This window comes from Streptomyces cacaoi (genome assembly GCF_006539165.1).
Lineage (GTDB): Bacteria > Actinomycetota > Actinomycetes > Streptomycetales > Streptomycetaceae > Streptomyces > Streptomyces cacaoi.
Genome location: NZ_BJMM01000019.1, coordinates 1 through 20,058, shown reverse-complemented (window position 1 = coordinate 20,058; position 20,058 = coordinate 1). Strand labels below are relative to the sequence as shown.

General features: G+C 75.3%; 14 protein-coding genes. 8 read left to right on the top strand and 6 right to left on the bottom strand.

The annotated features are described in order from the left end of the window. Window positions 1–31: 31 nt before the first annotated feature. The 3 genes from SCA03_RS18510 to SCA03_RS18500 all read left to right on the top strand — a co-directional run bounded on the left by SCA03_RS18510 (window position 32) and on the right by SCA03_RS18500 (window position 3,643). Entirely contained in the window at window positions 32–445 is a 414-nt protein-coding gene (locus tag SCA03_RS18510) for a hypothetical protein (protein WP_051846805.1), read from the top strand. Further along, window positions 442–2,445, top strand: a complete 2,004-nt coding sequence (locus SCA03_RS18505; protein ID WP_030893492.1) for an ATP-binding protein — start codon at window positions 442–444, stop codon at window positions 2,443–2,445. Before SCA03_RS18510 ends, SCA03_RS18505 begins: the two co-directional genes overlap by 4 nt. Before the next feature lie 484 nt (window positions 2,446–2,929). After that, window positions 2,930–3,643 (top strand): hypothetical protein, encoded by a 714-nt coding sequence (locus SCA03_RS18500; protein WP_230988798.1) that lies wholly within the window; start codon window positions 2,930–2,932, stop codon window positions 3,641–3,643. Between the two features lie 108 nt (window positions 3,644–3,751). On the opposite strand, the gene SCA03_RS18495 is transcribed toward SCA03_RS18500, so the two are convergent. Next, a complete protein-coding gene (locus SCA03_RS18495; protein ID WP_030893490.1) occupies window positions 3,752–4,156 on the bottom strand; it encodes a GntR family transcriptional regulator in 405 nt (134 codons plus the stop codon). A gap of 142 nt (window positions 4,157–4,298) precedes the next feature. Between SCA03_RS18495 and SCA03_RS18490 the strand changes: the two genes are divergently transcribed. Beyond that, window positions 4,299–5,474: a GNAT family N-acetyltransferase gene (locus tag SCA03_RS18490; RefSeq protein WP_141275503.1), complete on the top strand. Its 1,176-nt coding sequence runs from the start codon at window positions 4,299–4,301 to the stop codon at window positions 5,472–5,474. A gap of 94 nt (window positions 5,475–5,568) precedes the next feature. On the opposite strand, the gene SCA03_RS18485 is transcribed toward SCA03_RS18490, so the two are convergent. Continuing rightward, on the bottom strand, window positions 5,569–6,765 hold the full coding sequence (locus SCA03_RS18485) for a MarP family serine protease (protein WP_086816621.1): 1,197 nt from the start codon (window positions 6,763–6,765) through the stop codon (window positions 5,569–5,571). Between the two features lie 603 nt (window positions 6,766–7,368). On the opposite strand from SCA03_RS18485, the gene SCA03_RS18475 reads away from it, so the two are divergent. After that, window positions 7,369–7,950 carry a DoxX family protein gene (locus SCA03_RS18475; RefSeq protein ID WP_086816617.1) on the top strand — a complete coding sequence of 194 codons (582 nt, stop codon included), beginning with the start codon at window positions 7,369–7,371 and terminating at the stop codon, window positions 7,948–7,950. A gap of 483 nt (window positions 7,951–8,433) precedes the next feature. Then, on the top strand, window positions 8,434–9,444 hold the full coding sequence (locus tag SCA03_RS18470; RefSeq protein ID WP_086816615.1) for a lytic polysaccharide monooxygenase auxiliary activity family 9 protein: 1,011 nt from the start codon (window positions 8,434–8,436) through the stop codon (window positions 9,442–9,444). A 119-nt stretch (window positions 9,445–9,563) separates the two neighbouring features. On the opposite strand, the gene SCA03_RS18465 is transcribed toward SCA03_RS18470, so the two are convergent. Further along, the gene (locus SCA03_RS18465; RefSeq protein WP_030893487.1) at window positions 9,564–10,436 is read right to left on the bottom strand and encodes an esterase/lipase family protein; all 873 of its coding nucleotides are present in this window, start codon (window positions 10,434–10,436) and stop codon (window positions 9,564–9,566) included. A 324-nt stretch (window positions 10,437–10,760) separates the two neighbouring features. Here SCA03_RS18465 and SCA03_RS36330 point away from each other — a divergent pair, with 324 nt between their 5' ends. Together SCA03_RS36330 and SCA03_RS18455 are read left to right on the top strand one after the other, a co-directional pair. Beyond that, window positions 10,761–11,147: a heavy-metal-associated domain-containing protein gene (locus SCA03_RS36330; protein WP_086816613.1), complete on the top strand. Its 387-nt coding sequence runs from the start codon at window positions 10,761–10,763 to the stop codon at window positions 11,145–11,147. Continuing rightward, a complete protein-coding gene (locus SCA03_RS18455) occupies window positions 11,144–13,471 on the top strand; it encodes a heavy metal translocating P-type ATPase (protein WP_086816611.1) in 2,328 nt (775 codons plus the stop codon). Before SCA03_RS36330 ends, SCA03_RS18455 begins: the two co-directional genes overlap by 4 nt. A 126-nt stretch (window positions 13,472–13,597) precedes the next feature. On the opposite strand, the gene SCA03_RS18450 is transcribed toward SCA03_RS18455, so the two are convergent. The 3 genes from SCA03_RS18450 to dnaE form a co-directional block, all read right to left on the bottom strand. After that, entirely contained in the window at window positions 13,598–15,601 is a 2,004-nt protein-coding gene (locus tag SCA03_RS18450) for an ankyrin repeat domain-containing protein (protein WP_086816609.1), read from the bottom strand. A gap of 115 nt (window positions 15,602–15,716) precedes the next feature. Further along, window positions 15,717–16,757, bottom strand: coding sequence for a DNA polymerase Y family protein (locus SCA03_RS18445; protein WP_063764737.1), 1,041 nt, complete (start codon window positions 16,755–16,757; stop codon window positions 15,717–15,719). 74 nt (window positions 16,758–16,831) lie between these two features. Continuing rightward, window positions 16,832–20,058, bottom strand: a 3,227-nt coding sequence (gene dnaE / locus SCA03_RS18440) for a DNA polymerase III subunit alpha (RefSeq protein WP_141275502.1), incomplete at its 5' end; no start/stop codon positions are given.

Sequence of the window (20,058 nt, the reverse complement as noted above, 5' to 3'; positions counted from 1 at the left end):
AGCCCGCCGGCGTGCCCGACGGAGGTTGCACGTGCCCGAGATCGAAACCTTGCTGCATCAGGTCGTCCCCGCCGTGGGTGCGGCCGTCAGCGCCTACGGCGCCGCCGTGCTGGTGCGCGCCGAGGAGGAGGCCGCCGGGGCGACCGTGCGGCTGGGCCAGCGGCTGCTCGGCAGGCTGCGCCGGCGCGCGCCCGAGCCGGAGGCGATCGATGCGGCGGTCGCCGAGCTGGCGGAGGCCGACGGCGACGAGGACGCGCTGGCCGCCCTGCGGCTGCGCATCCGGCAGGCGCTGATGTCCTCACCCGGGCTCCGCGCCGAACTCGCCGCACTGCTGCCCCCGCCACCCGCCGGCCCCACGCCGGGCGTGCACGTCTCCGGAAGCGTGACGGGCATCGTCTCGACAGGGCACGGCGCGACCAACATCGTCCGCCGGGAGGCCCGGTGAGCGGCGACACGCGTACCCCCGAGGGCACACCGGACGACGAGAGCGTCCCGGCCGCCCCGCACACCTCGCCGCACGCCGCCCGGCCCGACGAGGCCGCTGCCCGGCCGGGCTCGGTGACGGTGCTGCACGGCGACAACAAGGGGAACATCAGCACCGGTGCCAACACCATCAACGTGGTCTGCACCGAGCAGGGACTCATCGAGACCGACAGCCTGACCGAACTCCCGCTGCGCGAGGCACCGTTGCTGGCGGCGCCCGCGACCCTCCGGCTCTCCGGCCGGGACGACCTCGTCACCCGGGTGGTCGCGCAGCTCACCAACGGAACCAGTGTGCAGCTCTACGGGCACGCCGGCGTGGGGAAGAGCGCGGTCGCCGACGCGGTACACCACCGGCTGGCGGCCGACGGGCAGCGCGGACACGTGCTGCGGCCCCGCGCCGACTCCCCCGGCACGCTGGACGACCTGTACCGACAGCTGGTCACCGCGTTCTTCGGCGTGCGGTTCTTGCGCGAGGTGGACGAGACGGAGTTGCGCGCTGCCGTCGCCGAGGTACGCGGCACGCATCTCACCGTCCTCGACTGCCCGTTGGGCCGGGACGAGCTGAACCGGCTCCTCCAGACCTTCTCCGGCTGCACCTTCCTGTTCACCTCGGAGCACCTCACCCTGCCGGACACAGCCGGCGCCCACCACGTCCAGCCGCTCGGGCAGGCCGCGGCGATCGAGCTGCTCAGCGCCGAACTCGGGCTGGAGCTCGGCCCCGAAGGGCTCCGCAACCTCCAGTTCGAGCACGCCTACCGGCTCTCCGAGGGCAGACCCCAACGTTTGCGCCAGTACGCGGAGTTCATCAAGGGTCAGGACGCCTGGCGGGCCCGCACCGTGCGCGAACCACACGAGGCACCGCCGCCCGTCGACCCTGCCCTGCTGAGCCCACTGCACCAGGCCGAGACGCTGACCGTGGCCCTGAGCGAACCTGCCCGCCGTGTACTGGTCGCACTGGCGACGTTCGGCGTCCCGCTGGCCGCCGTGTGGTTCCCCGCCGTCACCGGCCACCAGGAGGACACCTACGCGGGCATCGAGCTGCACGACCGGTGCCTGGTGACCTACGACGGCGAGAGCTACCGGATCACCGACGACGCCGTGGCCGCCGTCCGCCGGCTGGGCTGGACCGGTGCGCCCGCCGACGCCGCCGCCGAGGGGCTGATGCAAGCGCTCACCTCGGGCGGCACGACCCAACTCCCGGAGCCCGGGCTTCTGTTGGCGATCGCGCGGGCCCTCAACGCCGCGCACCAGTGGGCCCTCGGCTCGCGCTTCGTCCGCACCGCCGTACCGGTCGCGCTGACCGCCGGCACCCCGCAGACCGCCCTCCAGCTCTACGCCCTGGGCAGAACCGCGGCCCTGCGCGGGGGCTTGGACAAGGAGCACCGCCAGCACCTGCACGCCGAGGAGCAGACCCGCAACGTCCTGGAGGGCGACCGGGCCGCCGTCGTCGCCGCCCTGGCGCTCCTCGCCTCCCCCGTCGCGGCCCCGGCCGCGGTGTCGGGCGGCGGCAAGACCGGCGGTCTCCTCGCCAAGCTCGGCTCCACCGTCACCACCAAGGCGGGCCTCACCGTGGCCGCCGCCACGGTCGCTGCGGCCACCGGCGCCGGCGTCGTCGTGGCGACCGGAGGCGGCGACGGCAAGCCGGCGGGCTGCGCCGAGGCCCTCGCCGCCAACGCCACGTTGCGCGACACCGAGGTACGCACCCACCCGGACCTCGCCGCCGCATACCGCCGGTCGGCCGCCGACCTGGACGCCGCCGCCGACAAGGCCGACGACGGGAAGGTGGAGTCCGTGCTGCGCGGGCAGTCGTCGGACTTCTCCACCAAGGCCGAGGCGGAACAGGGCAAGAGCCCCGAGCCGGACGTCCACCCCGACGTGGTGGCGGCCCAGCTCGACGCCCAGCGGGTCAGCAGCGGCTTGCGCTCCCTCAGAGCCGTCTCCGAAGTCTGCCCCCTGGAGTGAGCCCGCGACGCCGGACAGGCCCCGCACACCGGCGTGTTCCGGCAGCGGGGCCGTCTCCGTGCCCCGCCCACGTGCCCGGCGGAGGGACCCGTTCGGGTGGCAACCTTCGGGCCGTGCCGACGGTCTGATGCTGTGACGGCTCTCTCTCCCCCCCCGGGGGGGGAGCCCGGGGCACGTCCACCGTCCTGAACCTCCGCCACGTCCGACCGTCCTGGCGCCTCGCGCACGTCCGCCGTCCCGGCAGCACCTCAGCCGTCACGCATCCACACCGCCGAGCACCCCTGCCCAGCCGCGACACACACGCACCGCAGGCACCTCAGCCGCAGCGCAACCGCAGAGCACCTCAGCCCCAGCGCACACGCACCACCGAGCACCTCCGGCACGCACACCGACCCGCCGAGCACCTCCACCACAGCGCACCGAAACCACCGAGACATCCGCCGCCGAGCACATCCGCCGTCGACTCAGGGAGAAGGTCCACCGCATGCGTATCCGCACCGTCCGCCGCACCGCGCCCCACGGGCCCGCCCCGTCCGCCCGGCCCGCCCGGCCCCGCCGGACCGTCCGGCTCCCGCGGTCCGTCCGCGCCCCGGGGTCCGCCGGGCCCGCGGGAGCGGTCGCTGCCGCCGCCGCTGCCCTCGCGCTGCTGTCCGCCGCGCCCGCCACCGCCTCCCCCGCACCGGGCTTCCTCGCCCCGGACCAGCTGCCGCCGCACGCCTCCTCGCCCTGGCGGGCCGGTGACGTCACCGACGGCCTGCCCGACCCGGAGCCGTTCTGCATGGACGGCGCCCTCCCCGACGAGCCGGGCGGCACCCACCACCGGGTCTACGGCACCGAGTACGACACCGGCGCCGTCCAGGTCACCGTCGTGTCCCGGACACCCGAGGCGGCCGGGGAGCTGGCCGCGCGGCTGGAGCGGCGGGCGGCCGGCTGCGCCGCCGACTGGCAGGCGGAGAACCCGGACGGCACGGCCGACGGGCAGGACTACGGCACGGTCGACGCCGGGGACAGCGCCCACGTCTACGGCGTGCACACGGCACCGCCCGAATCCGAGCACGGCGTCAGCCTGTTCGGCATCGCGCGCGAGGGCTCGACGGTCACGCTGGTGCGCTGGGCGCAGATGGGCACGCTCGACGACGCCCCGGTCGACGCCTTCCGCGGGACGACGGCCACCGCCGTCCACAATCTGCGGCACTGACCCGGCCCGGGCGGGCCCCGGCACCGGTGGGGTGCGCATGGCGCCGGTGGTGCACGCGCACCGGTGCTGCATACGCGCCGGTCCTGCCGGTCGTCCTGCCCGGTGGCGTCAGTCGCCGTAGGTGGCGCGGAGCGCGGCGACCACCGCCGCCAGCGCCTCGTCGTGGTCGAGGCCCAGCCGCTGGGCGCGGCGTGCGTAGGCGAGCGCCGCGTCCGCGCTCTCGCGCTGCGCCGCGTCCCCGGCGGCCGCCACGAACGTCCCGTTCCGGCCCCGGGTCTCGATCACCCCGTCCGCCTCCAGCGCCCGGTACGCCTTCGCGACCGTGTTCGCCGCGAGCCCGAGCTGCTGGGCGAGGCCGCGCACGGTCGGCAGCTTCGCGCCGACGGGCAGCTCGCCGCCGCGCGCCCGCGCCGCGATCCGCTCCCGGATCTGCTCGTAGGGAGGGTCGGCCGCCTCGGTGTCGACGACGAGATCGAGCGGGCCGTCGGGGCGGTGCGAAGCGTTCCGGGTCACGGGGCCTCCGGGTAGGGCGAGTGGCGGGCCCGGGTCTCCCGGACCGTGGTGCGGGAGGGGGCGGCAGTACGCGTCCGATTGTCCCGGACGGTTGTGCGGGAAGCGGCGGCGGTGTGCGCCGATCACCTCTAGCGTGCGGCGCATGAAGATCACTGTGCGCCCCTTCCACCCGCAGGACGCCGAGGCCACCGTCGCCGTGCGCCGTGCCGCCGTGCCCCATCTCGTGGGCACGGCACGGTCGTTGCTGTGGGAGACCGAACAGCGGCCGGAGCACGAGAGGTACCGGCTGATCGCCGAACAGCCCGAACAGCCCGAACAGCCCGGACAGCACGGACAGCGCCCACAGCCCGGGCAGCCCGCAGAGTCCGCAGAGACCGGAAGCACCGGGCCCACCGGACGCACCGGCCGTCCCGGGCCCACCGAACCCGCCGAACCCGCCGCACTCCTCGGACGCCTCGGACACCTCGGACGCCTCGGACACCGCCCCGGGCGGACGGCGGAGATACGGCACTCCGGGCACGCCCCGCCGCCCGGCCCCCGCACGGCGGCCCCGGGCGGGCTCGTCGGCTGCGCGGACATCGGTCTGATAGCGGACAGCGGAACCCCGGGCCAGGGCTTCGTCCAGACGATGGTCCTGCCGGCCGCGCAGCGGGCGGGCGTCGGCGGGGCGCTGGTCGCGGCGGCCGAGGAGCGGCTGCGTGCCATGGGCGCGGTCCGTGCGCACACCTGGGCGGCGGACGACGGAGTGGCGCCGGACTTCGCCGAGCGGCGCGGCTACCGGTGCCTGCGCCGCGCCCGGATCCTCGGCCTCGATCTGGCCACGACCCGGCTCCCGGCACCGCCCGCGCCGCTCCCCGAGGGCGTCGTCCTGTGCACCCCGGCCGAGGTCGCCGGGGAAGCGGGCGATCTGCGCCCGCTGTACGAGGCGGACGTGGAGTGCGCCGCCGACGAACCGGGCGCGGCGGCGTCCGTCCGGCTCCCGTACGAGGTCTGGCTGCGGCACAACTGGCTGCGCCCGGACTGGGACGCGCGGCTGAGCAGCGTCGTCCTGGTCGACGGCGCGGTGGCCGCGTACAGCGTGGCGCAGACCGACGGGGTCGACCGCTACTGGTCGGGCATGACCGGCACCCGGCGGGCCTTCCGCGGCCGGGGCCTGGCTGCGCTGGCGAAGGTGGACTCGCTGCGCCGCTCCCGCGCCGCCGGCTACCGGCACGCGTTCACCGGCAACGACGCCGCCAACGCCGCGATGCTCGTCATCAACCGGCGCCTGGGCTACACCGTCGTCGCCTCGCAGTGGCGGTGCGCGAAGACGCTGTGAGCGCGGTCGGGACCGGCGGGACAGGGCCCGGAACGAGGCGTGCGCGCCGGGCTCACAGCACCGGGCTCACGGCACCGGGCTCACAGCGCCGGGCTCACAGCGCCGAGCGGTTGCCGGTGTCCACCGGCCGGGTCGCCGTCGCGGCCTCACGGGCGCGGTCGCGGACCTGGTCGGCGGTGAGGGCGTAGCCGAGGCCGGCGTCGCTGGTCGAGCGGGCGAAGACGAGCCCGCTCACCCGGCCGTCCGGGGTGAGCAGCGGGCCGCCGGAGTTCCCCGGGCGCACCTGGGAGCGTATGGCGTAGATGTCGCGGCTGGTCAGCGAGCTGCCGTAGATGTCCTGGCCGCGTGCGGTGGTGCGTTCGGCGATGGCCGCGGCGCGCAGATCGAGCCCGCCGTTCTCCGGGTAGCCGGCGACGACGCCGGGGTCGCCGCGGGAGGCGTCGCCCGCGAACTCCAGCGCGGGCGCCGGCAGTCCCGGCACGTTCAGCACGGCGATGTCCTTGCCCGGGTCGAAGAGCACCACCCGGGCCTCGTAGGGCCGCCCGGTGCCGCCCACCCGGACGCTCGGCTCGTCGACCCCGGCGACCACGTGCGCGTTCGTCATGACGTGCCCGCGCGCGTAGACGAAGCCGCTGCCCTCCTGCCCCTGCCGGCCGCCGTCGACGTGTGCGACACCCTCGATCTTGACGGTGCTGCGCTGCGCCGCGACGGTCGCCTGCCGGGTGACGGCGTCGCCGGAGGGCTCCGGGACGGACGCGCCGGGCTCGTGCTCGAAGGGGTTGAAGACCTGCGGGAAACCGGCCGTGGTGAGCGCGCCGGTGGCACGGTTGAACCAGGTGGCCGCGCTGTCCGGCATCCGCTCGTGCACGGTCTCCAGCACGGTGGAACCCCGTATGGCCTGGTTGAGCGCCGGGGAGGGCGAGGCGGCGAGCGCGCTGCCGACGACCCAGCCGACGACCAGCACGGAGACCACGTTCACCACGGCACCGCCCACCCCGTCGACCCAGCGCACCGGGCCCCAACTGAGCGCCTCGCGCACCCGCCAGGCGAGCTGGGAGGCGAGCGCGTGCCCGGCGAGCGCGGGCAGCAGCACGGTGAGCAGGGCGACGACGGTGGCGGCCGTCGTGCCCCGGTCGACGTGGTCGAGCACGAAGGGCAGCAGCCAGACCCCGGTCACCGCGCCGCCGATGAAGCCGGCGAGCGAGACCAGCCCGGCGACCAGTCCGCGCCGGTAGCCGGAGCCGGCGAAGGCCAGCGCCGCGACGATCAGGAGCACATCCAGCAGGTTCACGGCCTCGCTCCCTTCTCGCCTCTCCCGCCGGCCCCGCGGCCGGCGGCGGCCGTCCCCGGGAGGTGCCGCGCCGCCCGGTGACGGGGCGTCGAGGGAGAAAACGCGCACAACCGCTCCACCGGTTCCGTCTGTGGCGGATCGCACGCGGACCGTTGTGCAGGTCCAGACCAATCGCTACCGTCAGTGGTGCCGACCCGTACGCCGTCCGGCCTCCCGGCCCCCTGTCCCAGCCGTTCCCGCAGTTCCGGCAGTTCCCGCAGTTCCCGCAGTTCCCGCACTCCTCGCTGTCCTCGCAGTCCTCGCTGTCCCGGCTGTCCTCGCAGCCCCAGCTGTCCTCGTAGTCCGAGCTGTCCCCGCAGTCCGAGCTGTCTCCGCTGTTCTCCGGGCTCCCCGGGGCCTCCCCCACCCGCTCGCTCCCCACACGGCACGACACGGCACGACACACAGCACGACGCACGGCACGCAACACAGCACGCAAACACGGCACACGGCACAGGCACACGGCACGACCCCGGCAGCACCCCCACCCCCTCTCCACCGGCGACCGCGCCGCGGCGGGCCCTCGCCGCCCGCGGTCCGCACCGACGCAGGGAGTCGACACCTATGCACACCCCCCATGCCACACATGCTCCGCTGAACGACCCCTCTCCCACGGGCGGTTCGGCACCCGCCCCCGCGACGGCGCCCGCCGTCTCGGAGCAGACCTGTTACGACGCCGGACTCCTCGCGCTGCGGCTGGTGTTCGGACTGTCCATGGCGGCACACGGGGCCCAGAAACTGCTGGGCTGGTTCGGCGGCAACGGGCTCGACGCGACCGCGCAGTTCTTCACCTCGGTCGGCTACCCGGCGGGCCGGAGCATGGCGACGGTCGCCGGACTCACCGAACTGCTCGGCGGCCTCGGCCTCGCCGTCGGCCTGCTCACCCCGCTGGCGGGCGCCGCCGTCCTCGGCACGATGGTCAACGCCGTGGCCGTGACGCACGGCCACGGCTACTTCGCGCCCGAGGGCGTGGAGTACGCCGTCGCGCAGGGCGCGGGCGCCGCCGCGCTCGCCCTGACCGGACCGGGCCGGTGGGCCGCCGACCGGCTGCTCCCCGGACTGCGCACCCACCGCCTCTCCCACGGTGTGGCAGCGATCCTCCTCGCCGCGGTCACAGCCGCCGTCGTCCTGCTGCTCCGCTCCTGAGCGCGGGCTCCCGACCGCGGGCTCCTGACCCGGGGCTCCCGACCCCGGGCTCCCGACCCCGGGCTCCCGACCGCGGGATCTGGACCGCGGATCCCCGTCCCCGGCGCCGCCCTTCGGCTCCGGACCCGCGGGGCTCCCGCCTCTCCGGGCCTTCCGTTCGTGCTCCGGTCCCGCCCACGGTGCGGCCGGAGCACGAACCGGTCGCGGCGCGGGCGTCCGGCGCCGCCCCGGGAGCCGTCCCGGGGGCGGCGCCGGGCGGCTGTCCGAACCGACGCTTAGTCATGCCTTAAAGCGACCATAAGGATCGGCGCGAGCGCGGCTCAGGGGTGCGTGCGGGCCGCTGAGCACGGCTAACGTGCGGGAGCGACGGGCCGGGCGCCCCGCGGGACCGACCGCGAACGGGCCCCGGGAACCGGCCCGTTCCCCCCACACATACACGTCGCAAGCCGAGCCGCACGTCCCGCGATCAAGGAGCCCCCCACGATGACCGTTCGCCGCAAAGCCGCAGGATGGGCCGCACTGGGCCTCGCCCCGCTCGCCCTCACGCTGGCTGCCGCCGGCCCCGCCGCCGCGCACGGTTCGATGTCGGACCCGGTCAGCCGGGTCTCGACGTGCTTCGCCGAAGGCCCGGAGAGCCCGCGGTCGGCCGCCTGCAAGGCCGCCGTCAAGGCCAGTGGGACGCAGGCGTTCTACGACTGGAACGAGGTCAACATCCCCGACGCCGCGGGCAAGCACCGGCAGATCATCCCGGACGGCAAGCTGTGCAGCGCCGGGCGCGAGAAGTACCGGGGCCTGGATCTGCCGCGCACCGACTGGCCCGCCACGAAGATGACCGCGGGCAAGCACACCTTCACCTACAAGGCGACCGCCCCGCACAAGGGTTCCTTCGCGCTGTACATCACCAAGGCCGGCTACGACCCGGCCAAGCCGCTGAAGTGGTCCGACCTGGAGTCCGAGCCCTTCGCCGAGGTCACCGACCCGCAGCTGAAGAACGGGAGTTACGTCTTCGACGGCACCGTGCCCAAGCGGTCCGGCCGCCATCTGATCTACAGCGTCTGGCAGCGCTCGGACAGCCCCGAGGCGTTCTACACCTGCTCGGACGTCACCTTCGGCGGCAAGTCGTCGGCGGGGGCGGCCACTTCGGGCTCCGCCGGCGCCTCGGACGCCTCGGACGCCTCCGGCGCCGAGGACACCACCGCACCGGCGGCACCGGACGACGCCCAGATCGAGCAGGGCAGGGCGAAGTCGACCGTCGACCACCACGGCCACGGCGGCGACCACGCCGGGCACTCCGGCTCCGGCGACACGGCGGGCGCCGCCGACGCCGAGGCCGGCCCGCGCCCCGCCGGCGGCGCGGAGAAGACGGACCTCGCCGAGACCGGTGGCGACGACAACACGGCCCCGCTGGCGATCGGCGGCGCCGCCGTCGTCGCGGCCGGCGCGGGCGTCCTGATGCTCACCGCGCGCCGCCGCGCGGCCCGCAACCGGGGCTGACCCGGCCGCGCGCGCCCGCGCCGCCGGGTGACCGCCCGGCCCACGAACCGGCGCCGTCGTCCTCCCCTTTCCTTCACCTCGGGGGCGGGCGGCGGCGCCGCACCCGTTTCCGCGCGCGGTCAGGACAGACAGCCGGTCGGTGTGGCGTGCTCCGGGTCGAGGGCGTTCGCCGTCTCGTGGAAGGCCATCCGGTCGGCGAGCCCGATGGCCACATGCTCCGAGATGTTGAGCGGGCACAGGTCCTGGAGCAGCACGTTCTTGACGTCGGGCCCGTCGAGGAACTGCGACTTGTACGGGGTGACGACCTCGTCGTAGCGGGTCGTGATCACCGTGTAGGAGACACCGGGGACGGTGTCGCCGCCCTCGTTGAGCTTCTTGAGGAACGCGGAGCCCTCCTTCTGCTGGAGCAGCGAGGGCGCGATCTCGTCGGCGATGTCGCCGATGGGCGGGAACTGGTCGGCGAGCCTCGTCAGCCCGCTCAGCGTGGCGCCGTGGTTGGGCGGCGCGATACCGACGAGCTTGTCGACCTTGTCGGCGCCACCGTGGAACTTCAGATACTGCCGGGGCATCATGCCGCCCTGCGAGTGGCCGACGAGATCGACCTCCCGGGCGCCGGTGGCGGCGAGCACCTTGTCGACGTACTCGTCGAGCTGCTCGGCCGACTTCTCGATCGGCCCGAGCCCGTGGAAGAACGGCCGGCCCGGCAACTGTCCGTAGTCGAGAGAGAAGACGCAGTAGCCGCGCTTCACCAGGTAGGGGGCGAGCCCCAGCCAGTTGTCGACGGAGTTGCCGAAGGTCCCGTGGACGAGGACGACGGGCCGGGGGTGCGCGGCGGAGGGGGCGCAGGACCAGTCGTTCCAGCCGCTGCCGGACGACTGCCGCGGGGCCTGCGCGGCGGACGCACCGAGGGGGACGGACGCGAGGGCGAGGACCGCCGCCACGACGGCGAGGCGGCGGCATATGGAGCGGGCGGGTACCGACGGCTGTCTCATGATCCGGCTCCTCACAGCAGGACGAGGGGGGTGGAGCGGTGGAGCAGAACGACGGAACGGCCGTCACCGTACGCGCGGGTAGCCGCACTGGCCATACCTCGCGTTGAACAAGGTTCAGGTCCGGCTGCCCCGGCACCGCACCCCCGCAACTCCCCTCACGGGCCGCGCTCCCACCCCAGCGGGAATTACCCCCCGGGGGTACGCGTTCCCCGCCGCGGAAGCCTTGCCCTACATACGGGGAGGGGGTATACATGGAGCAGCGCTACTCATACCCCTGGCGGGTATGAAAGAGTAGGCGCGAGACACCTTGCCCAGGAGGAGCTCATGTCCGAGAACACCCCGACCCCGGCGGCCCCGGCGACCGCAGCGACGGCAGCGACTGCTTCGTGTTGCACCACCGGGCCCGCCGGGACGGCCGGGGAAGCCGCCCGCGCGGTGCCCGGCGAGGGCGGCTGCTGCTCGGGGGCGGCGGCCGGGGCGCGGCCCGTGACCGCCGCCTTCCAGGTGTCCGGCATGACCTGCGGCCACTGCGCGGGCGCCGTCACCGCACAGCTGGAGGCCCTGGCCGAGGTCCGCTCCGTGCAGGCGGACCCCGCCGGCGGACTGGTCCGCATCACCACCGACGGCGAGCCGGACGAGGCACGCCTCGCCGCCGCCGTCACGGCCGCCGGATACGAGCTGACCCGACGGGTCCCGGAGGAGACGCGATGAGCACCACCACGCAGAGCACCCACGGCGCGCCGGCCGACGAGGTCGAGCTGACGATCGGCGGTATGACCTGCGCTTCCTGCGCCGCCCGCGTCGAGAAGAAGCTCAACCGCATGACGGGCGTCGACGCCACCGTCAACTATGCGACGGAGAAGGCCAAGGTCACCATGGGCGAGGGCGTCCAGGTGGCCGATCTGATCGCCACCGTCGAGGCGACCGGCTACACCGCGGCCCCGCCCGCGCCCGCCCGCACGCGGGCGACGGAGGAGACGGCCTCGGCCCGGGCGGACGGAACCGGCGGGGACGGCGGGGACGACGGGGATTCCGCTGAGCTGCGGCCGCTGCGGCAGCGGCTCATCGGCTCGGTCGTCCTCGCCGTCCCGGTGATCGCGATGGCGATGGTCCCCGCCCTCCAGTTCCAGTACTGGCAGTGGCTCTCGCTGACGCTCGCCGCACCGGTCGTGGTCTGGGGCGCCTGGCCGTTCCACCGCGCCGCGTGGACCAACCTGCGGCACGGCGCGGCCACGATGGACACCCTGATCTCGCTGGGCACCTCGGCCGCCATGCTGTGGTCGCTGTGGGCGCTGTTCTTCGGCACGGCGGGCGAGCCCGGCATGACGCACCACTTCGAGCTGTCCATCGCGCGGACGGACGGCGCCGCCAACATCTATCTGGAGGCGGCGGCCGGGGTGACCGCCTTCATCCTCGCCGGGCGGTACTTCGAGGCCCGCTCCAAGCGCAAGGCGGGCGCCGCGCTGCGGGCGCTGATGGAGCTGGGCGCCAAGGAGGTCACCGTCCTGCGGGACGGGCGCGAGGTACGGATCCCCACCGGTGAACTGGCCGTCGGCGACCGGTTCGTCGTCCGTCCCGGCGAGAAGATCGCCACCGACGGGACGGTCACGGAGGGCAGTTCGGCGATCGACGCCTCGATGCTGACGGGCGAGTCCGTGCCCGTCGAGGTGGGCGCCGGGGACACCGTCACCGGTGCGACGCTCAACGCCGGCGGGCGGCTGGTCGTGGAGGCCACCCGGGTCGGCTCGGACACCCAGCTGGCGCGGATGGCGAAGCTCGTCGAGGACGCGCAGAACGGCAAGGCGGCGGCCCAGCGGCTCGCCGACCGGATCTCCGCCGTCTTCGTGCCCGTCGTGATCGTGCTGGCGCTCGGCACGCTCGTCTTCTGGCTGGCGAGCGGCGCCGGGCTGACGGCGGCCTTCACCGCGGCGGTGGCCGTACTGATCATCGCCTGCCCCTGCGCGCTCGGGCTGGCCACCCCGACGGCGCTGATGGTCGGCACCGGCCGGGGCGCCCAGCTCGGCATCCTGATCAAGGGCCCCGAGGTGCTGGAGACGACGCGCAAGGCGGACACCGTCGTGCTGGACAAGACCGGCACCGTCACCACCGGCGAGATGACGCTCCTGGAGACCCGACTGCGCAAGGACGCGGGGGCCGCCGGCGAGGAGCAGGTGCTGCGGCTCGCGGGGGCACTGGAGAACGCCTCCGAGCACCCCATCGCCCAGGCCGTGGCCAAGGGAGCGGCGCAGCGGTACGGCACCCTGCCGGCCCCCGAGGACTTCGCGAACGTGCCCGGGCTCGGTGTGCAGGGCGTCGTCGAGGGCCATGCGGTGCTGGTCGGGCGCGAGAAGCTGGCCGAGGAGTGGGCGCTGGAGCTGCCCGCCGAACTGGCCGAGGCCAAGGCGCGGGCCGAGCGGGCCGGGCGCACCGCGATCGTGGTGGCCTGGGACGGCGAGGTCCACGCGGTGCTGGAGGTGGCCGACGCGGTCAAGCCGACCAGCGCGGAGGCCATCCGCCGGCTGCGCGGCCTGGGCCTGACCCCGGTGCTGCTCACCGGCGACAACAGGGCGGTGGCCGAGGCGGTCGCGGCCGAGGTGGGCATCGCCCCCGAGGACGTCGTCGCCGAGGTCATGCCCGAGGACAAGGTGAGCGTCGTCAAGCGGCTCCAGGACGAGGGGCGTTCGGTGGCCATGGTCGGGGACGGCGTCAACGACGCGGCCGCGCTCGCCCAGGCCGACCTCGGGCTGGCCATGGGGACGGGCACGGACGCGGCGATCGAGGCGGGCGATCTGACGCTGGTGCGCGGGGATCTGCGTGCCGCGGCCGACGCCATCCGGCTCTCCCGCCGGACGCTGGGCACGATCAGGTCCAACCTGTTCTGGGCCTTCGCCTACAACGTCGCGGCCCTGCCGCTGGCCGCCGCCGGGCTGCTCAACCCGATGATCGCCGGCGCGGCGATGGCCTTCTCGTCGGTCTTCGTCGTCGGCAACAGCCTGCGGCTGCGCGGCTTCCGCGCGGCGGACGGCCGGAGCTGACGGCACACGAGAGCGCGCTCCGGCGCATTCCGCGAACGGCGGGTCCCACGGGGCCCGCCGTTCCGTCGTCCGGCGGCCCCGCGACTCCGCTGTGCCCCGTGGCCAGGGACTCCGCTGTGCCCGTGGCTAAGGGGTGTAGGGCACCCGGACCCAGCGGCGCGGCGGCTCCAGCAAGGGGGACGCGTCGGTCAGGGCCATTCCGGCCTGGGCGCAGGCGTAGGCGAGTTCGGTGGCGCCGCAGAGCGACTCAGCCGATCTGTCCCAGAAGCGGAAGCGGTAGAACTCCGGCGGGGCGCCCGCGAACGGTGACAGCCCGATCTCCTCGTGCTTCACCTCCACGCCGTCCCGCGCGAGGGTCCCCAACGTGCCGCCCTTCGCGTTGAAGAACACCCCGTAGGCCGCCGTCCCGGCCGAGACCCTGGTCAAGAAGCGCTCGTCCTCGGGTGTGTAGCCCATGGGCTGGTTGACGACGACACCGCCGGGCACGCCGGTGAGGCCCACCCAGGCCAGGCTCTCCTCGAAGTCGTCGGGGTCGAAGCCGCCGGGCCCGGTGCCGAACGGGCCCGGTTCGCGGTCGAGGTCGAGCACGGGGCAGTCCGCGGGCCGGGCGCCGAGGCGGCGGATCAGTTCCTCCTCGTCGATGCCCGCGACGAAGGCGACGCCGATGCCCTCGGTGTCCTCGACCGCGCGGAAGACGTCGATGAGCCGGTTGGCCTCCTCCTGCGCTGCCCGCTCCTCCCCGGTGAGCGGCACCGCGCCGGGCAACCGCTCGAACAGCGGGGCGAGTTCGGGCCTGGCCAGCGCCAGCCGGCCCGGGGTCCAGCCGTCCACGCACGGGCGCCAGGCATCGGCCCCCGCGGCCAGCAGCACCTCGCACTGCTCCGGGCCGCCGTGGCGTACGGCCTCCCACAGCGGGGTCACTCCCTCCTCGTCCGGCGGATCGGGGCGGGCGCCGCGCCGGAGCAGCTCGGTGAGCACCTCGGCCGGTGCTCCGCAGCCCGCGGCCGAGTGCAGCGGGGTCCGTCGCCCGTCGACGGTGGACGGGCCGGCGGCCGTGCACCCGGAAGCGCCGGGGTCGGCAGAGCCGCCGGAGCCCTGGGAGCTGCCGGGCCCGCCGGGTCCGTCGGAGCCGTCGGGGTCCGCGCCGCCGTCCAGCCGGGCGCGGACGAGGGCGAGGTCGGCCCAGTCGTCCCGGCCGATCCCCTGCCAGTCGGGGCGGGGGTCGTACCGGTGCGGGTCGGTGGGTCCGCCCTCCCGCCTGCGGAGGAGCAGGGCCAGGCGCTGCTCGTCGGCCCTTGCCACGGCGGCGGCCAGGAAGTCGCCGGCCGGGCCGACGATACGGGCGGTCCCGGCGGACATCGGACCCGTGGGGGCGACGTCCTCCGCCGCCTGCCACTCCACGGCGTCGCACCACTCCCCGGCGTCCTCCCAGAGGTCCTCCCCGACGCTCTCCCCGTCCTCCGTCCTGTTCTCCGTCCTGTTCTCTGTCCCGTTCTCCGCGCCGTGCACGGCGTCCGGCACGGTGCCCGGGGGCGGTGCGAGGTCGGGCCAGATCGCCAGGGCGTCGTGTGCGGCGGCGCGGAGGGCGTGGGCGTCGAGCGCCGTCGAGGTCTCCGGCACCCCCTGGGCCGGCCACTCGACGACGAGGGTGAGCGGGCCCAGGGGCGGCAGGGCCGACAGCAGCAGGTCCAGCTCCTCGCGGTGGGCGCTGCGCGCGCCGCCCTGACCGGTCAGGGTGTACGTCCGCCGCCGGCCGCCGTGCATCACCGGCCAGGGGTCGCCGTCCAGTGTGGTCACCCGCCGGCCGTCGGCGAGGAGCAGCCCGACGTGCAGCCCGTCGGCGTCCCGCTCCGGATCGCGGGGGTACCAGCCGCCGGTGCTCGCCCGGCGCCGGAAGGCGACGAGATGCAGCGTCACCGCGTCCGGCCACACGGACATCCCGGTGAGCATCACCCTGGTGTGCGGCCCGGCCCCCACCTCGGTACGGCCGGGCAGGACGGTGGGCAGGTACCAGTCCTCCGGGGGGCGGTCCTCGCCGGGGAAGTCCGGCCCGGGCGGGCCCAGTTCGAGCGTCGGGCCCGACTCCGGTGCGGGCTCGCCCGGCACCACGAGATCATCGAAGAAACCCATGCCGCGCATGCTGACACGCGGGGGTGACAGCGCGACCGGCCTGCCCCGAGCGCCTCCCCGGGACGTCAACCTCCTTGGTACGTCCATGGATCGACCCCCGGTCGGGCGGTGTGTGTCAGGCGGCCCGCACTCCCTCGTCGGGTCCGTCGTCGGGCCACTCCGCGCCGCCTGCGGGCAGCTCCGCGCCCGCCGGCCGGACCGCGTACGCGCCGAAGCGGTCGCGGGCCCGGTCGGCGGCGGCCTCCGCGCGGCGTGCCTTCTCCTCCCGTACGTCGAACGAGAGCTGCCGGGTGGCGAGTTCGGCGGCCGTCAGCTCCTCGGCCCGCAGCGCCACGCCCCGCACCCGGGCCCGTTGCAGCCCCAGCGCGTCGTGCAGCGCGTAGGCGGCGCGGGCCAGCGCGGGGGTGTGCGCGGTGGGTTCGGGCAGGGTGCGGGTCCGGGTGGTGGCCGAGCGGTCGGCGTACCGGACGGTCAGGCTCAGCCCCCGGGCCACCTGGTGTTCCGCGCGCATCCGGAAGCCCAGCTCGTCGGCGAGGGTGAGCAGGGCACGCCGGCGCCGGTCCGGGTCCAACTCGTCGTGGGGGAAGCGGTGTTCGGCCGCGGTCGAGCGGGCCGGGGCCGTCGGGGTGACGGTCGTGCGGTCCACGCCGCGGGCCCGCTCGTGGAGCCGGCGGCCCTGGGTGGCGCCGAGGATGCGCTGGAGCGTGGCGAGCGGGGTGGCCGCGAGCCGGCCGACGCTGTCGAGCCCGTAGGAGCACAGCGTGCGGGCGGTCGCCGGGCCGACCCCGTGCAGCGCGGCGACGGGCCTGCGGTCGAGGAAGTCCGCCGCCTGTTCGGGGCGGACCTCGCGCACGGTCCCGGGCGCGCCCGCGTGCGCGGCCATCCGGGCCAGCAGGGGGCCGGCCGCGACGCCGACGGTGCAGTCGGTGCCGTGCAGGGCGAGCGCGCGCAGCCGTACCAGCCGGGCGAGTCCGGCCGCGTCCCGCCCGAAGTACCGCAGTGCGCCGCGTACATCGGCGAGCGCGGCGTCCGGGGGGAGCGCCTGGACGACCGGGGTGATGTCGGTGAGCAGCGTCAGCAGCTCCTCGTAGCGTTCGTGCGCGCCCTCGCCGAAGTGGACGTACAGCACGTGCGACACGTCCCCGGCGCGCTCCATGGCACCTCCGGCGCCGCCCGCCCCGGGCTCCTCAGCACGCTCACCGGCACGCTCACCGGTGCTTTCGACATCGCTCATCCCGCGCTCCCCGGACTGGAGTGCCACAGCTTGCGCATCGCCGTGCGGGCCTTCGGGGAGTCCGCCGCCTCGCCGGCCGGGCGCAGATCGGCCCAGGGGTGCATGGCGTACCCGGGCGCCACCTCGATGGTGCGCCCGGGGCCGTCCGGCCGGTCCGCCTCGGGCTGTGCCTGTGCACCGGTCCGGGCGAGCCGGGCGGCGACCGCGTCCAGGCCGCCCTCCCGGCGCAGTTCGACGAGTTCGGCCAGGTCCCAGGCGGCGGCTCCGGTCACGGTGAGGCTGCGTCCGCGCCGCTGGACGACGCCGCGTACGAGCAGCAGCCAGGAGTGGAAGACGGTGTACGCGCAGGCGGCGTGCGCGTCCTCGAAGAAGGCGAGGTCCACCAGGCCCGTGCCGTCGTCGAGCGTGGTGAAGATGACGCGCTTGCCGGAGGCGAGCGGCGGAGTCTGGGTGGCCGCCTTGGCGCCCGCGACCAGCACCGTCTCGCCGTGTTCCGCCCCGTGCAGGGTCTGCGCGGTGTGGGCGCCCAACTCCCGGAGGAACGCGGCGTGGTCGGCCATCAGATGGCGCGAGGCGTCCATGCCGAGCACGCCGATCTCGGCGTCGAGCCGCTCGTCCCGGTCCAGGTCGGGCAGGTGGACGGGGTCCACCGTCCGGGGACCCCGGGGAGCCCGCGGGGTCCGCGACACCGAGGGGGCCTCCGCACCGTGCGGTTCCTCCCCGGACGCCCCCTGTTCCGGGTTCTCCTGTGCCGGGTCCTGCTGCTCCGGGTCCTCCTGTTCCGGGCTCTCGTCCAGGGCGAGCTGGCCCTCGCGGGCCCCGGCGCCGCGCTGGACGCGGTGCAGTTCGGCGAGGTGCAGCAGCAGATCGCGCCGGTTGCCGTCGGGGGCGAAGGCGTCCAACGCGCCGACCTGTGCGAGGCGTTCGGCCACCGGCAGCGGCGGCCGGGCCCGGCGCCAGAAGTCGGCGAGGGAGTCGTAGGGCTGTCCGGCCTCGATCCGTGCCGCGTCGGCCTCGCTGATGCCGTGCACATCGCCGAGGGAGAGCCGGAGCCCCCAGACTCCGGAATCACACTCCAGTTCGATCCGATAGGAGGCCGCGGACCGGTTCACCTCCAGCGGCAGCACCGGCACCCCGCGCCGCCGCGCGTCCGCCAGCAGCAGCCGCTTCGGGTACATCCCCGGATCGTGCTCCAGCAGCCCCGCGTAGAAGGCGGCCGGATGGTGCGCCTTGAGCCAGGCCGACTGGTAGGTGGGCACCGCGAACGCCACCGCGTGCGCCTTGCAGAAGCCGTACGAGCCGAAGGACTCGACGATCTCCCAGGTCGCCGCCACCACCTCGGGCGCATACCCCTTCCGGGTGGCCGCCTGCTCGAACCAGGCCCGCGCCGCCGGGCGTTCCTCGTCCTCCTTGAGCACCCGGCGCACCTCGTCCGCCTTGCCCCGGTCGCAGCCGGTCATCACCGACAGGATGCGGATGACCTGCTCGTGGAAGATCGCCACCCCGTGGGTCTCCCGCAGCGCCGGCTCCAGATCCCGGTGCGGCAGCCGCAGCCGCCGTCTGCCGTGCCGGGCCTCGATGAACGGCCGCACCATGTCGGCGCCGACCGGGCCCGGCCGGAACAGCGAGATGTCGACCACCAGATCGTGGAAGTGCTCCGGCTGGAGCCGGGCGACCAGATCGCGCTGCCCCGGCGACTCGATCTGGAAACAGCCCAGCGTCTCGGAGGACCGGATGAGCGCGTAGGTGTCCGGATCGCCCTCCGGCACCGCGTCCAGCTCGATCCGCTCGCCGCGCGCCCGCTCGGTCTCCGCCACCGCGTGCGCCATCGCCGACTGCAACCGCACGCCCAGCACGTCGAGTTTGAGCAGCCCGAGGTCCTCCACGTCGTCCTTGTCGAACTGCGCCATCGCGAAGCCCTCGCCGCTGGTGGGCACCACCGGGGTGCGGCTGCGCAGCGAGGCGTCCGAGAGCAGCACCCCGCACGGGTGCATGGCGATCCCCCGCGGCAGCCCGTCCAGCGCCTCGACCAGGTCCCAGAACCGCTCCCCGTACGCGTCCGCGTCCAGTGCGCGCAGCTCCGGCAGCTCGGCCAGCGCCGCGCGCGCGTCCCGCGCCCGGATGTGCGGGAACGCCTTGGCCAGCCGGTCCACCTCGGCCGGGTCCATGCCCAGCGCGGCCCCCACGTCCCGGATGGCGTGCCGCACCCGGTAGGTCTCCGGCATGGCGACGGTGGCCACCCGCTCCTCGCCGAAGCGCTCGAAGACGGCCCGGTAGACCTCCAGCCGCCGCGCGGACTCCACGTCCACGTCGATGTCCGGCAGCACGGCCCGGCGCGGCGAGAGGAACCGCTCCATCAGCAGCCCGTGCGCGACGGGGTCGGCGTGCGCGATGCCCAGCAGATGGTTGACGAAGGACCCGGCGCCCGAGCCGCGTGCGGTGACCCGGATGCCCATCCCCCGCACGTCCTCGACGATCCGCGCGACGGTGAGGAAGTAGGAGGAGTAGCCGAGCCGTTCGATGACGGCCAGCTCGTCCTCCAGCCGCCGCCAGCGCTCACCGGCCCGCGCGTCCCGGTCGTACCCGCGCGCGAGCATCCCCGCCACGCACCAGGAGCGCAGCGCCCGCTCGGCGGTGCGGCCCCGGGTGCCGGCCAGCCAGGGCTCGGGGAAGTGGACGCGGCCGATGCCCAGGTCCTCCTCCGGGTCCACCCGGCACAGCCGGGCCGTCCGGGCCGTGACCTCCAGCAGCCGGCGCGCGGTGTTCCCCCCGTAGCCGGCGGCCTCGGCGATCCGCTCCGCCGCGCGGGCCATCTCCTCCTCCCCCTTCAGCCAGCGCTCGCCGCCGTCCAGCCCGCGCCGCGGGTCGACGGGCACCAGCCGGCGGGCGGCGTCCAGCACATCGGCGACGGGGCCCTGGCCCGGGTCGGCGTACCGCACGGCGTTGGTGAGCACCGGCAGGACGCCCTCCCGGGCCGCCAGCTCCAGCATCCGCGCGGCCTCGCGCAGCGGCACCGAGGCGGTGACGGCCAGCCGCAGCGCCCCGCCGCACACCTCCCGCCATCCGGCCAGCAGCCGCGCGGCGCGGTCGGGCCGCCCGTCGGCGAGCGCCCGGCCGACGTCGGAGTCCGGGCCGAGCAGTACGCACACCCCGTCCTCGGCACCGGGCAGCTCCCGCCGGGGCAGCACCGGCGGCCCGCCGTCCGCCGCCGCGTGCGCCGCGG